11 protein-coding genes and 1 other annotated feature are annotated in these 13,757 nt (G+C 38.0%); of the genes, 1 reads left to right on the top strand and 10 read right to left on the bottom strand.

The genetic code is table 11. The features are described from left to right. Window position 1 precedes the first annotated feature (1 nt). Both MKY06_RS03605 and MKY06_RS03600 read right to left on the bottom strand, forming a co-directional pair. Complete coding sequence (locus tag MKY06_RS03605; RefSeq protein ID WP_013055415.1) at window positions 2–937, bottom strand: ABC transporter permease; 936 nt, start codon at window positions 935–937, stop codon at window positions 2–4. A gap of 97 nt (window positions 938–1,034) precedes the next feature. Beyond that, the gene (locus MKY06_RS03600) at window positions 1,035–2,681 is read right to left on the bottom strand and encodes a peptide ABC transporter substrate-binding protein (RefSeq protein ID WP_013055414.1); all 1,647 of its coding nucleotides are present in this window, start codon (window positions 2,679–2,681) and stop codon (window positions 1,035–1,037) included. A 666-nt stretch (window positions 2,682–3,347) separates the two neighbouring features. Continuing rightward, window positions 3,348–3,552: a binding site (T-box leader), on the top strand. Window positions 3,553–3,628: 76 nt separating this feature from the next. On the opposite strand from MKY06_RS03600, the gene trpS reads away from it, so the two are divergent. Beyond that, on the top strand, window positions 3,629–4,618 hold the full coding sequence (trpS, locus tag MKY06_RS03595) for a tryptophan--tRNA ligase (protein WP_097824320.1): 990 nt from the start codon (window positions 3,629–3,631) through the stop codon (window positions 4,616–4,618). 27 nt (window positions 4,619–4,645) lie between these two features. On the opposite strand, the gene MKY06_RS03590 is transcribed toward trpS, so the two are convergent. The 8 genes from MKY06_RS03590 to fabF form a co-directional block, all read right to left on the bottom strand. Continuing rightward, window positions 4,646–5,395: a YjbA family protein gene (locus tag MKY06_RS03590; protein ID WP_013055412.1), complete on the bottom strand. Its 750-nt coding sequence runs from the start codon at window positions 5,393–5,395 to the stop codon at window positions 4,646–4,648. A 300-nt stretch (window positions 5,396–5,695) separates the two neighbouring features. Beyond that, window positions 5,696–6,610, bottom strand: coding sequence for an oligopeptide ABC transporter permease (gene opp4C, locus MKY06_RS03585; protein WP_013055411.1), 915 nt, complete (start codon window positions 6,608–6,610; stop codon window positions 5,696–5,698). Window positions 6,611–6,621: 11 nt separating this feature from the next. Continuing rightward, on the bottom strand, window positions 6,622–7,587 hold the full coding sequence (gene opp4B, locus MKY06_RS03580; protein WP_013055410.1) for an oligopeptide ABC transporter permease: 966 nt from the start codon (window positions 7,585–7,587) through the stop codon (window positions 6,622–6,624). A 28-nt stretch (window positions 7,588–7,615) separates the two neighbouring features. Continuing rightward, complete coding sequence (gene opp4A, locus MKY06_RS03575; RefSeq protein WP_078081465.1) at window positions 7,616–9,355, bottom strand: oligopeptide ABC transporter substrate-binding protein; 1,740 nt, start codon at window positions 9,353–9,355, stop codon at window positions 7,616–7,618. Window positions 9,356–9,398: 43 nt separating this feature from the next. After that, on the bottom strand, window positions 9,399–10,382 hold the full coding sequence (locus MKY06_RS03570) for an ABC transporter ATP-binding protein (protein WP_078081464.1): 984 nt from the start codon (window positions 10,380–10,382) through the stop codon (window positions 9,399–9,401). Further along, window positions 10,382–11,404, bottom strand: a complete 1,023-nt coding sequence (locus MKY06_RS03565) for an ABC transporter ATP-binding protein (RefSeq protein WP_013055407.1) — start codon at window positions 11,402–11,404, stop codon at window positions 10,382–10,384. Before MKY06_RS03565 ends, MKY06_RS03570 begins: the two co-directional genes overlap by 1 nt. A 226-nt stretch (window positions 11,405–11,630) precedes the next feature. Then, the gene (locus tag MKY06_RS03560) at window positions 11,631–12,404 is read right to left on the bottom strand and encodes a DUF2268 domain-containing protein (protein WP_013055406.1); all 774 of its coding nucleotides are present in this window, start codon (window positions 12,402–12,404) and stop codon (window positions 11,631–11,633) included. Between the two features lie 105 nt (window positions 12,405–12,509). Continuing rightward, a complete protein-coding gene (gene fabF / locus MKY06_RS03555) occupies window positions 12,510–13,751 on the bottom strand; it encodes a beta-ketoacyl-ACP synthase II (protein ID WP_098321938.1) in 1,242 nt (413 codons plus the stop codon). Window positions 13,752–13,757 lie beyond the last annotated feature (6 nt).

Raw genomic sequence — 13,757 nt, 5'->3', positions numbered from 1 at the left:
GTTACTCTCCTTTCTTAGCACCTGTAAGTTTAATTCGAGGGTCAATGAAGCCGTATGCAATATCTACAAGCAAGATACAAAAAAGTAGTAAAATACTGTAGAACACCGTTACGCCCATAATCGTTGTGTAATCTCGGTTTGAGATACTGAGTACAAAGTGTGAACCTAATCCCGGGATACCAAATATTTTTTCAATAACAAAGCTACCCGTTAAAATCCCTGCTACTAAAGGTCCCATATAGGATACGACTGGAAGCATCGCATTTCGCATGGCGTGCTTAACTGTAATAACGCCTCTGCTTAAACCTTTTGCTTTCGCTGTACGAATATAATCATTGCTTAATACTTCAAGCATACTCGAACGAGTCAATCGTGCGATAAATGCCATAGGGGTTGAAGCAAGCGCGAGAGCTGGTAACACCGTGTGTGCCCAAGATTCCCAGCGTGCAACCGGAAAAATTTGTAGTTTCATAGCCAGAACGTATTGTAATACCGCTGCCATGATAAAACTCGGAACTGAGATTCCTAGAACTGCAATAACCATCGCCGTGTAATCTTGCCACTTATTATGTTTTAAAGCAGCAATAACACCAAGTACTACACCAATAGCAATTGCTATTAAAATAGCTTCCATCCCTAGCATGAATGAAACAGGGAATCCGCCGTTAATCAAATCATTTACCGTTTGGCCTTTATATTTGAAAGATGGACCAAAATCCCACTTTAAAATTGATGTTAAATAATCAAAGTACTGATGGTACCAAGGCTGGTCTAAACCGTAATACTGATTTAGATTTTTTTGAATTTCAGGGGGAAGCTGCTTTTCTGATGTGAATGGACCTCCTGGAACAGCACGCATTAAGAAAAAGGTCGCTGTTACGATCAGCCATAATGATAGAAACATATAAATAAGTCGTTTTCCTATATATTTGAACACCCCGACACACCTCCATATTTTTACAAAATTCGCGCACAAGAAAGAAAAGTATATGGAGCACCAGGCCCCATATACCCTTTGTCACAATTGATGTTACTTACTCAAAATGAGCCCACTTAATCTGAATGTCTCCAAGTCCAGACATCACAACATCTTTCAGCTGCTTGTCTTGTACCCAAGCGTTTGTGTAGAAGTAGATTGGTGCCACTGGCATTTCATCCATGAAGATACCTTCTGCTTTTTTCAACATTTCCAGACGTTTTTTAGGATCTGTTTCTTTTTGAGAGTCAATTAATAACTTTTTATATTCTGGGTTTTCCCAGTTTGTATCATTGTTTCCGCCTTTTTTATCACGGAACAATTCTAAGAAGTTGATTGGATCGTTAAAATCTCCTAACCAGCCCATACGTCCAACTTGATAATCTCCTTGGTGTAACTTTTCAATGTAAACAGCCCACTCAGAGTTGTCTAACTGTACTTTAATGCCAAGGTTTTTCTTCCACATATCTTGAACAGCTTGTGCAATTTTTGCATGTTTTTCATCCGTGTTGTATGAAACCTTAATTGCTGGTAGTTCTGAAGCATCTTTAAGGCCCATTTCTTTCAAGCCTTTTTCTAAATATTCTTTTGCTTTTTTCACATCATTGTCTTTGAAGTAGCCTTTTTTGTTATCTTCAAACATTGTTGGTGGTACAGCCGCCATCGCTGGAACTGAACCGTCTTTTGTAATTTGTTCTGTAATACCTTTACGATCAATTGCATAAGCTAATGCTTTACGAATGTTCACATTGTCTAAAGGTTTTTGTTCTGTATTAAACTTGTACCAGTAAGTACCTGCAATCTCTTGAATGTTTAATGAACCGTCTTTCTTTAATTCAGGAAGTGCATCAGCCGGTAATTGACCAGTAGGCATACCCGCCCAGTCTAATTCACCGTTTTTGAACATTGAAAGTTCAGTGTTGTTATCATTGATCATGTACATTTCAACTTTTTTAAGTTTTACAGCATCTTTATCCCAATAGTTTTCATTAGGAACTAACTCGATTTTGTCATTATGTTTCCAAGTTTTAAGCTTGAAAGGACCGTTTGACGTATAGTTTTCGCCTGCATTTGTGTACCATTTTTCATTTGATTCAGCAATTTTCGTATTCACTGGGAAGTACGTATAGAAAGCTGTTAATTCTAAGAAATATGGCGTTGGGTTTTCTAATGTTACCTCAAGCGTTTTATCATCTGTTGCTTTAACGGCAACATCATCTAATGAACCTTTTCCTTCATTGGCAGCTTGTGCATTTTTAACATAGTATAATTGATATGCATATTGAGATTCGTTTTTAGGATCTAACGCCCATTTCCATGCATATTCGAAATCTTTTGCTGTTACAGGGTCACCATTTGACCATTTTGCATCGTCGCGAATAGTAAACGTATATTTAGTTTGATCATCGCTGACCTTCACATCTTTCGCCATTGCATTTTCAGGTTTTCCATCTTTACCGATACGAGTTAAACCCTCAAATGTTTGTAATAATACGTTTGATGACGTTGAATCATTAGCTAAGCCTGGGTTCAGTGAAAAAGGCTCAGTTTTAATGTTTACGCGAAGCTCTTGCTCTTTCTTCTTGTCGCCGCCATCACTGCTAGCATTTTCACTGCCACCAGATTCTTTGTTAAATCCACATGCAGCTAAAAACAAGCTCATTACAAGCAGCAAACTGAAAAGAATCGACAACCTTTTCTTCATTGCGTGTTACCCCCTATTAAATTTTGTTTGTGTGGCAACCATATTTTTTTGATATGTACTAATTTCTTAATCCTCTTTCAATACAAAATAATCAGTTATTTTTTCGCGTAGTAGAGCATTAAAGACCTCACTGCAAAATTATTCTTCTACCCTATGAAACTGTCATCAATTGTTTACATGCTGTAAATCCAATGTATGCGCTTAATATGTAGAAGACTCATTCATTACAAAATTCGCTAATTGAAACAAAACATTGTCTATTTTGTGTTTTCTGAAAACTTAAGAAATTGTAATACCTTTGTAAAAAATATGTTTGTTACGCCTATTATAAATATTTTAAAAATTTATTGCAATACTATTATTTAATGGTATTTTTTTGTCACGAGAGAAAAAACCTTATCTTATAAGGATTGTGCCTACTTGTCAGACGTCCAAAATCTTTTTTGTAGTATAGGTATTACAATAGTATTACAAAGCCATTAGAAATACTAAATAAAAGATTTTTACCAAATTCTCCACCAAATTTTCATTAAGAAATGCTTTAATTAAAAGGTTCTTGTCTTTTTTTGCCGCTGAAAAATTCCAGTAAATTGTCTTATAAAACTTTTTAGCGATAAGATGTTTAAATTCCTGCTTTTTCGCGTTATAATAACGAATAACTATATAATTAAAGCTGTGAAAAAGAGTAGTATGCAGAATTTTCATTTTTAGAGAGTTTGTGGCTGGTGAGAACAAACATTGAAACCTGCAGAATGGACTTTGGAGCTTTCAAGTGCAAAGCTTGAACGTTGACCTCAACGTTATATGAATAAAGATAGTTCACAATTATGTGTGCTAATTAGGGTGGCAACGCGGTCCATTCGCCCCTAGCTTATGCTAGGAGCGGATGGGCCTTTTTATGTTGTATCCGTAAATTAGCATCATATATGTGCAGATGAAAGGAAGATTTGATGAAAACAATTTTTTCAGGTATTCAACCAAGCGGTACAATCACTTTAGGTAACTACATTGGAGCGATGAAGCAATTTGTTGAACTTCAACATGACTATAACTGTCATTTTTGTATTGTAGATCAGCATGCGATTACAACGCCTCAAGATCGTTTAGCACTTCGTAAAAACATTCGCGGCCTTGCTGCTCTGTATGTAGCAGTAGGAATTGATCCAGCAAAATCGACTTTATTTATTCAATCGGAAGTGCCCGCCCACACAGAAGCGGGATGGATGCTACAGTGCGTAGCGTATATCGGTGAACTTGAACGTATGACTCAGTTTAAAGATAAGTCCGCTGGAAAAGAAGCAGTATCAGCAGGATTACTAACTTATCCTCCATTAATGGCAGCTGATATTCTTTTATACAACACCGATTTGGTTCCAGTTGGTGAAGATCAAAAGCAGCATTTAGAATTAACGCGTGATTTAGCTGAACGCTTCAACAAAAAATACAATGATATCTTCACTATTCCTGAAGTACGTATTCCAAAAGTGGGCGCACGCGTCATGTCTCTTCAAGATCCTACGAAAAAAATGAGCAAGTCCGATCCAAACCAAAAAGCTTTCATTACGCTCTTGGATGACGCAAAAACAATTGAAAAGAAAATCAAAAGTGCCGTAACGGATTCAGAAGGTATTGTTCGCTATGATAAAGAAAATAAGCCAGGTATTTCAAACTTATTAAGTATTTATTCAATCCTAGCCAATAAATCGATCGAAGACATTGAAGCAATGTACGAAGGCAAAGGTTATGGTGACTTTAAAGCTGACACAGCTAAAGTAGTAGCTGAGGCCCTCGCTCCAATTCAAGAAAGATATTATGAATTAGTTGATTCTAGCGAGCTAGATGATATTTTAGATCAAGGTGCCGATAAAGCAAATGCAACGGCTAATAAAATGCTTCGCAAAATGCGAAACGCAATGGGAATTGGCCGTAAACGTTAAAAAAACGACTGCTATGCAGTCGTTTTTTTAATTAACTTTTGGCTCTTGTTCAATTTCCCAAAGTTTTTCAAAGAAAGGTTGTCCTTTTACTAAGCGCTCGCATAATAATTTATGCTTCGGTGACCACCCTGACTTCGTTTCATCGTATAGCTGATTCCATACGTCTTGAAACGACATCTCTTGAATGTCTTCGTACTTCGTTGGATTCCACTCTGTGTACCAGTAGCGGATTTGAGCTGTATTTTTTGTTGTATGTAGCTGATCAAGTGCCATAAATAACAGCTGTTTTAGCTGACGTTCTTTACGTGTTAGTCCTCTCATCGTTTCAGGAGACGGCGAAAGAATATGATGCTCTTTTTTATTCAGCTCGTCTTCACTGAACTTATATTCTAGCTCTTCTTGATCCGCAATCATCTCATAGACTAACTGTTCTTGTCTTGGAATTAAGCGGCTTTTTCGAATCGGAATATGATATCCCATCGTATCAATTGCTAAAATATTCGTTCCATCTGTAACGATAAAACAATATTCAACCTGCGTGCGTTCATGATTTTTCCGAATGTATGCTTTCTGATAGACATCTTGTAGTAGTTGTTGAGGTAGCTCGGAAAGATCATTTTCAATGTAATGAAATAAAAGCGGATTTACTTTTAATAATGGTGCTTGATCGAGCAGTTCTACACAATCGTCTTTTCTCCACTCATGGAAATGACACACATTATAACCGTTTTCTTCGCCTTCAAACCAATTAACCCATACATCATGAAGATATAGCATAATTTACCCCTCACTTACTATCTGTTTGTTATCCATCAGTATAGGCAGAGAAAGGAATTTTTATTCCAAATGATGTTATTTTTCTAAAAATTAATTGTAAAATGCCTTCGTTTTTGGCTATTATTCAAATGCACTTATTTCGAAGCTCAGATATAACGCCAGTGCTAATGATTACTAAAGGCTTCATGAGCTATATCCACCCCTATAAGCAGAAAAAAATCCGAGTTTCTTCTATAGTAATAGGTTTGTCAGGAGGTCTGACAAACCTAAAAAAATCTATCACACTTTTGTGATAGATTTTTAACGAAGAGATTTGGGATTCAAAGCATCTTTTAATCCTTCACCAATGAAGTTGATAGCTAGGATCGTAAATGTAATAGCTAAACCTGGCGGAACCCACATCCAAGGCTTATTCTGCAGCACATCTGATTCCCTTGCTTCTGTAAGCATATTCCCCCAGCTTGGCGTATCAGCCGGCACGCCAAAACCGATAAAGCTAATCGCTGACTCAAACACAATAAGGATCGCCATTTGCAAACTGGCTTGAACCACAATCGTTGAAAATACATTTGGCAGCAAATGTTTAAAGATGATTTTAAACGGGCTGCACCCAATGGAAACAGCTGAAAGCACATATTCATTTTCTTTTTCAGCCAAGATTTTGCTTCGAACCAACCGGGCCGTACTTCCCCAGCTTAGGAAACTAACAACTAGGATAAGCGTCCAAACGCCTGAGATCTTTCCAATTAGGATTGTATTTAACACTACAACGAAAACAATTAGCGGAAAGTTTAATACAAAGTCTGTAAAACGCATTAAGAATTGATCCACTTTGCCTCCGTAATAACCCGCAATCGAACCAATAAGAGTTCCGATTAAAATAACGAGTGTTGTACAAGCAACTCCAATCAGTAACGAAGTTCTTCCTCCATACAATGTACGTGCAAATACGTCTCGCCCATTAGTATCCGTTCCAAACCAATGCTCACTAGAAGGCGCTGCATTCATCGCCATATAGTCGATACGTGTAATATCTGCTTTTGTAAGCAGCGGTGCAAAAATGGCAAGAAGCGTAATCACAATCATAAAAGCTAAACTTATCATGGCTAGTTTATTTTTAACAAACTTCTTTCGCGCAATCGCCCATGGAGAAAGGTTTTTAGGAGCTTTCATATTCACTTCTGGCTGTACATCTTTTTTCGTTACAATTTCCATACTTTCTCCTCCTAATCCAAACGAATACGCGGATCTGCTACGCCGTATAACAAATCAGCAACCAGATTCCCAACCAGTGTTAAAATTGAAAACAACATTGTAAGCGACATCATAACTGAGTAGTCACGAGTTGCTACAGAGTCAACAAACAACTTTCCGATTCCTGGATACGTAAAGATCGTTTCTGTAATGATAGAACCGCTAATGATTGTTACAAGATCAAACCCTAAAAACGTAATAAGCGGAATCATTGAGTTGCGTAAGATATGAACATTATAAATTTTAGATTCTTTTGTCCCTTTTGCTCTAGCTGTGCGTACAAAATCTTTGCGACTGTTTTCAATAATATCATTGCGCAAAAATTGGGTATACTGCGCGGTCGACATCAAGCCAAGAATCAGCGCGGGTAATATAACGTGATGAATTCTACTTTGAATAAATTCCCATGATCCCTCTTTCAATCCTACTTCAACAGAACCGCTAAATGGAAACCAACCTAACTGAAAGGAAAATAAATAAATGCCTACGATTCCTGCGATAAACGATGGAACCGCTAATGCAAAGTAATTATATCCTGCAATAAAGTTATCTGCTAAGGTATACGGTTTTCTTCCTGCATACATACCTAAAATAAATGCAAACACATACGTAATCAAAAGCGAAGTCAAAGCTAAAAAGATAGTATTAGGCATACGCTCTAAAATAATATCTAATGTCGGTAACTTATGAGTTGTTGACTTTCCTAAATCTCCTTGTGCCACTCCCTTTACCCAGTTCCAATATTGAACGTAGATAGGATCGTTATATCCTAGCTTATCACGCATTTCCTCAATGTATTTTGGATCTGTATTACTAGGGTTGATTTCTCCCCCAAAAGGGTCCCCTGGCATCATTTTTGCCAGGGAAAACACAACAAAGGAGATCAGAATCAACATTGGAATCATCCCTAAAATACGTCTTAGTGAGTATTGCAGCATCGTTGACTCTCCTTTACATGTAAAATACTTATTCCGTTACAGACCATTTCTCCGGATCTACAACTACCGTTGATGGATCTAGAGTTACGTTTTTCACACGCTTATTCACAGCATAAATATTGATATTTTCCCATAAAGGAAGTGCTGGCAGCTGCTCATTAAAGAATTTTTGCCATTTTACATATACATCTTTACGGTATTTATCATCAAATGATTTTTCACTCAAACCGTCTTTAAGCATTTCATCAGATTCCTTATTTACCCAACGGCCATAGTTCCATTCAGCATCAGAGCTCCATAATCCTGTAGGATCTGGATCTGAACCAGTGTCCCAAGAACCAAAGAACGCTTCTAACGCCTTATCGTCGTTATCTTTCATTTCATTGTACAAGTTAAATTCAACAAGTGAACCCGTTGCTAATTTTGTTTTAATACCAATATCATTCCATGCTTGCATAATAGCCTTCGCACGACCCTCGAAGTTGGCTGGACCAGCATAGTGACCGAATGAGATCGTAAATGGTTTTCCGTTTGGATCTTCTACAAAACCGTCATTATTCTTGTCTTTATAACCAGCTTCAGCTAATAATTTTTTAGCTTTTTCAGGACTATACTTGTACTTTGTTAAATCTTTTTGGTCAGCAGCAATCCAGAATACAGACGGAATAACTGTGTTAGAAACAACCGCTTTGTCGTTCATAAATGCTTTTACCATTGCTTTTCTATCTATTGCATAAAGCAATGCTTGGCGAAGTTTTAGATCTTTGAACTTTTCGTAATCATCTACGTTTTTACCAGCTTTTTGATCACGATGTCCAAATCGTAGACCAATATACGAATAACTAGTTGATTTCCCTTCCAAAAAGTCTAAGTTTTCTGCTTTTTCAACTTGCCCTAGATCAGCTGGGCGAACATCCATAATGTCGACATCGCCTTTTTTCAATGCTCCGGCGGAAACAGATGGATCCAGTACTTTTACAACAACACCATCAAGGTGAGGTTTACCTTTCCAATAATCATCATTACGTTCCATTTGGACATATTCACTTGCTACCACTTTTTTCACTTTAAACGGTCCAACACCAATAGGCTCTTTACGAACTTGTTTGGACTCTGCAAGATCTTTTACAGCAATTCCTTCATAGTACTTTTTCGGCATTGGATACGGCCACAGATTGTCTAAGTTATTTACACGAACTTCTTTAAACGTTACTTTAAATGTTTGCGGATCTACTACTTCAACTCCAGAAATAGAATCCGCTTTGCCGTCGTGATATTCTTGAGCGCCTTTAATATGCTCAACGTTTACATAGCGTGGACCTGTATAGTCTTTATCGGCAATCGTTTCATACGTATATTTAAAATCATCTGCAGTTAATGGATCTCCGTTATGCCACTTAATGCCCTTCTTTAATTTAAACGTGTAAGTTAATTTATCACCACTCACGTCCCAAGTAGCTAAGTCAGATTTAATCTTTAATTTCTTATCATAAGTAAAGAGACCTTCATTGATAAATTCTAAGATTTGGCTATCATACGCACTACCATACAATGCGTACTCAAAAAGCCCTTCCGGCGCTCCGTCAATCCCATACGTAATCGTTCCGCCATCTTTTGGCTTGTCTGTTTTTGCACCTTCAGTTTTTGTTTCTCCGCCTTCTTTATTACCAGAAGATGAAGAACTGCTTCCACCGCTGCATGCCGCTAGAAAAAGCGATAGCACAAGCAAAATGGAAACAAGTGATAAAAACGATTTCTTTTTCATCATGACGTTCCCCCTATTTAACTAATAATCTGTTCGTATGTAGCTTTTACGAGTTATATAAATGGCAAGCTACTTGATGGCCAGGTCTCACCTCCTTTAAGGAAGGTTTCGTTTGGGCGCACTCTGCCATTGCATGTATACAGCGAGGATGAAACGCACAGCCTTTTGGCGGATCAATTGGACTTGGGACATCTCCCTGTAAAATAATACGCTGTTTTTTCTTTCGCGGATCTGGTTCAGGTATAGCCGATACAAGCGCTTGCGTATAAGGGTGCAATGGCTCTGCGTATAGACTTTTCTTATCAGCAATTTCCACTAAACCGCCTAGGTACATAACACCGATACGGTCACTCATATGTTTAACAACACTCAAATCATGGGCAATAAATAAAAAGGTTAGGTCGAATTCTTGTTGAAGTTCTTTAAGAAGGTTTAAAACTTGTGATTGGACAGAAACGTCGAGTGCCGATACCGGTTCATCAGCAATAATAAGTTTTGGACGAAGTGCAAGTGCACGTGCAATTCCAATCCGCTGACGCTGTCCACCGGAAAATTCGTGAGGATATTTATAGTATGCATCTTCCGGTAACCCTACTTTTGTAAGTAGATTCATAACTTCTGATTTTAATTGATTGGTTGATTTTCCTGTAAAATTCCGAATTGGTTCAGAAATAACATCTCCAACCATTTGCATTGGATTGAGGGAAGCATAGGGATCTTGAAAAACCATTTGAAAATCTTGTCTAATTTTACGGAGAGAAGTTCCTTTTACTTCTGTGATATCTTTACCATCGAAAATAATTTTTCCGCTAGTTGGTTCCAACAGTCTTAGAATCGTTCTTCCTGCCGTGGATTTTCCACAGCCAGATTCTCCTACTAGACCGAGCGTTTCTCCTTTTCGAATAGCAAAAGAAATACCGTCAACTGCTTTTACATCACCAATTTTCTTTCGAAAAAATCCGCCGTGAATAGGATAGTAGGTTTTTAAATGCTGAACTTCTAGCAATACATCTTTCACCGCTTTAGTCATTAGCTTGTCTTCACTCCTTTTGACGGATAGCTATTTTTATACAGCAGACATGCGACATCATGCCCCTGTGAATCCTGGCGAAGAACAGGCGTAACGGAACTGCAGTCTTCCATTGCATGAGGACATCGGTTAACGAAACGACAGCCTGTCCGCGGCATGTTTACAAGAGAAGGCACAATTCCTTTGATCGTATTTAATACTTCTACATCATCTTCCATGCGTGGAATTGAGTGAAGAAGCGCTTTCGTGTACGGATGTTTTGGGGCATAAAATAACGTATCAACATCTGTATGCTCAACAATTTTTCCGCCATACATGACAATCACTTCATCACACATCTCAGCAACTACTCCTAAATCATGTGTAATCATAATAATAGACATATCATTGCTTTCTTGAATCTCTTTTAGCAATTCTAAAATTTGAGCTTGAACCGTAACATCTAGGGCTGTTGTCGGCTCATCAGCAATTAAAAGTTTAGGCTGACAAGCTACCGCCATGGCAATCATGACACGCTGCCTCATTCCTCCTGACAGCTGATGCGGATATTCATCGACGAGCTTTTCAGATCTCGAAATACCAACGCTTTTTAAAAGCGCAATGCTTTTTTCACGCGCTTCCGCTTTCGATATATTCATATGGTTAAACAATACTTCCTGCAGCTGATACCCAATGGTTAACACAGGATTAAGGGATGTCATCGGTTCTTGGAAAATCATTGAGATGTCTTTCCCCCGCACATCATTCATCTCATCTTCTGATAAGTGCGTAAGATTCTTTCCTTTAAATAAAACGCTTCCGCTTCTAATTTGACTATTCACTTTAGGTAATAGCCCAATAACGGATAAAGACAATACGCTTTTTCCACAGCCAGATTCTCCTACAACTCCTACAATTCGCTTTCGTCCGACTTGAAACGACACGTCGTCCACAGCATTATGCCAGGAATCATTAATGGAAAAAGCAGTTTGTAAATTTTTCACTTCTAGTAAAGGTGTTGATTCGACGGGCTTTTTATCCATTTATAGTGCACACCTCATTTTTCTAAAAATTGTTATATTTGAATAAGATATTATTACAATTTTATTACAAAATCAATATATTTTGAAAATTAATTATATTTTTTATTTTTAAAATAATGATTTCTGAATATCTCTTCGGCACTTTAACGCACGAACCTCCTAATTTTTTGTTGGAAATAGGATAAAATTTACTATTTTTAACTTCAGGTATATAGAACTTGTTTTTTTACAGTTGGAACGCAGATTTTTTTAAGATAGTATTGGTGCTAAGAGGAAGCAGCTGGGTAGTAGTTAAAGTGTGAGGCTTCATACATGAAGTAACAAGATGATAACCAATATTGTAGCCCATCATTTCTGGATACCAATTTTGACCGAATAACAGTTGATCATATTTCTTTTCGTCAGCGTGCAGATTGTAATAAGGTTTAACATGCTTTTCCCACATTTTTTTAGCTTCTTCAATGGTATAATAATTTGTCCAAGGAGCTAAATATTTTTTACCACAATACTCCTCTACAGCTCTTTCAGCTAACCCTTCCATCATCATAGCGTCTAACAAAGTAATCGTTTCATCAGATTTATTAATGGCTTTTAGCCTGCAAACGTGATGGTATTCATGGGTAAGTACCGCTAACATTTCTTCATCGGATGTATGACTTGTCATAAACACAAATAATTTATCGGTAAAAGCGACACCTGCTCTTCCGTTAAATTCACGCTGCATTTTTCGATTTCTAGGATTGCTTGGAAGCACTAACACCGCTACATCGGGCCCATTCCATGCTTTTTTAAGCTTCTCGTAATGTGCTTTAACTTTCTTCCAAACCTGTCTTTTCTTCATTTCTTCTAGTTCTTTTATAAACATTAAAGAAGGCGGACACATTCCATAGTTAAAAAGTAATTCCATATATTCTTTTTCTTTTAATTTCTTAAAATAGCGCGCAAGATAACGGCTTATTTCTTTCGGCTCCGTCCAAGTAGAAGTTGAAACAATCGGCATGTTTTCCCCTCACTTTCTTCATCCTTTTGTTTCATGATATGTTCACTGCTACTCTTTTGGTTATTAAAAATAAAAAAATTCTAGGCATCAGCCTAGAATTTTTCATTATGCTTCGTATTTTTTAAAGATGATTGTTGCATTGTGACCGCCAAATCCAAGTGAGTTGCTTAGCACCGCTTTTACTTCCTGCTTACGCGCTTTGTTTGGAATGTAGTCTAAATCGCACTCTTCATCAGGTGTTTGATAGTTAATTGTTGGAGGAAGAATACCGTCTTGAATTGCTTTCACACTAAAAATAGCTTCTACTCCACCAGCAGCTCCTAACAAGTGGCCAGTCATTGACTTTGTTGAACTAATTGCTACTTTTTGAGCGTGGTCACCAAATACTTCTTTAATAGCCATTGTTTCAAATTTATCATTGTATCCTGTACTTGTACCGTGAGCATTGATGTAATCAATATCACTTGGCTGTAGGCCTGCATCTTCAATCGCATGACGCATTGCACGAACGCCGCCTTCTCCTCCTGGAGCTGGCGCTGTGATATGGTGAGCATCTCCTGTCGAACCATAGCCCACAATTTCAGCATAAATACGTACGCCGCGCGCTAGTGCATGTTCAAGCTCCTCAAGCACAATAACACCCGCACCTTCTCCCATAACGAAGCCGTCGCGGTCTTTATCAAACGGACGAGATGCTGTTGCAGGATCTGGATTTGTAGAAAGTGCTTTATTCGCACAGAAACCAGCAATAGATAAACGCGTGATTGGCGCTTCCGTACCGCCCGTCACCATCACGTCTGCATCTCCGCGTTGAATTACTTTAAACGCATCACCAATAGAGTTTGTACCTGTTGCACATGCCGTTACCGTACAAGAGTTCACGCCTTTCGCCCCTAAAGCAATAGAAACTTGTCCTGTTGCCATATCAGGAATCATCATCGGAATGAAGAATGGACTTACACGGCGGGCACCTTTTTCTAATAACGTTGAATATTGGTTTTCAAACGTTTCCATACCGCCAATTCCAGAACCAATCCAAACGCCAACGTTTGGAGCAATTTCTTCTGTAATAGTCAAATCCGCATCTTTAACAGCCGCCAATGCAGCTACCATTGCATATTGAGTAAAGCGATCCATCTTACGAGCCTCTTTGCGGTCAATAAAATCTTCCACGTTAAAATCTTTTACTTCAGCCGCTACTTTAGCCGGGAATTCATCTGCATCTAGTCTTGTTAAAGGACCAACGCCAGACACGCCTGCTACTGCGTTTTTCCAAGCTGTTTCTACATCATTTCCAATTGGTGTAAGCCCACCAAGTCCTGTTACAACTACACGTTTTTTATTCATCGTACA

This window comes from Priestia sp. FSL P4-0332, assembly GCF_038005845.1.
GTDB lineage: Bacteria > Bacillota > Bacilli > Bacillales > Bacillaceae_H > Priestia.
Note: the sequence above shows the minus strand (reverse complement) of the source record. Positions and strands in the feature narration are given on the sequence as shown.

Bases quoted from the DNA above. Each gene is read 5' to 3' on its own strand.
- MKY06_RS03600 (WP_013055414.1), bottom strand. From the start codon at position 2,681: ATGAAGAAAAGGTTGTCGATTCTTTTCAGTTTGCTGCTTGTAATGAGC.
- MKY06_RS03590 (WP_013055412.1), bottom strand. From the start codon at position 5,395: ATGCTATATCTTCATGATGTATGGGTTAATTGGTTTGAAGGCGAAGAA.
- opp4C (WP_013055411.1), bottom strand. From the start codon at position 6,610: ATGGAAATTGTAACGAAAAAAGATGTACAGCCAGAAGTGAATATGAAA.
- opp4B (WP_013055410.1), bottom strand. From the start codon at position 7,587: ATGCTGCAATACTCACTAAGACGTATTTTAGGGATGATTCCAATGTTG.
- opp4A (WP_078081465.1), bottom strand. From the start codon at position 9,355: ATGATGAAAAAGAAATCGTTTTTATCACTTGTTTCCATTTTGCTTGTG.
- MKY06_RS03570 (WP_078081464.1), bottom strand. From the start codon at position 10,382: ATGACTAAAGCGGTGAAAGATGTATTGCTAGAAGTTCAGCATTTAAAA.
- MKY06_RS03565 (WP_013055407.1), bottom strand. From the start codon at position 11,404: ATGGATAAAAAGCCCGTCGAATCAACACCTTTACTAGAAGTGAAAAAT.
- MKY06_RS03560 (WP_013055406.1), bottom strand. From the start codon at position 12,404: ATGCCGATTGTTTCAACTTCTACTTGGACGGAGCCGAAAGAAATAAGC.
- fabF (WP_098321938.1), bottom strand. From the start codon at position 13,751: ATGAATAAAAAACGTGTAGTTGTAACAGGACTTGGTGGGCTTACACCA.